The organism is Agrobacterium sp. 22094, from assembly GCF_052046015.1.
GTDB lineage: Bacteria > Pseudomonadota > Alphaproteobacteria > Rhizobiales > Rhizobiaceae > Agrobacterium > Agrobacterium cavarae.
This window is the reverse complement of the sequence record NZ_JBQEPX010000042.1, coordinates 1-359: the sequence shown is the minus strand read 5'-3', so window position 1 is coordinate 359 and position 359 is coordinate 1. Positions and strand designations below refer to the sequence as shown.

Annotated in this window: 1 protein-coding gene; it reads left to right on the top strand. The window is 35.1% G+C overall.

Annotated features, from left to right (window positions below; genetic code table 11):
- The coding region (locus ACTJK5_RS23085; RefSeq protein ID WP_440613327.1) for an AMP-binding enzyme at nt 1-359 on the top strand (359 nt) is incomplete at both ends.

The following is a 359-nucleotide window of genomic DNA, read 5'->3' as shown; positions in this document are numbered from 1 at the left end:
CATAATAGATGGGGTTTTAACACAGGAGTTGAATGCAGAAGGCTGGATGACAGTGCGAGATGTATGCTATGAAGATGAAGAAGGCTTTATATATATTGTTGGTAGAGAGAAGAATATGATTTTATTTGGAGGAATCAATATTTATCCAGAAGAAATAGAAAGTGTATTACATGAACACCCAGCTGTTGATGAAATAGTTGTAATTGGTGTGAAAGATAGTTACTGGGGTGAAAAGCCCGTCGCGATCGTAAAAGGAAGTGCTACGAAACAACAATTAAAGAGTTTTTGCTTACAACGATTATCCTCGTTTAAAATACCGAAAGAATGGCATTTTGTAGATAGAATACCTTATACAAATA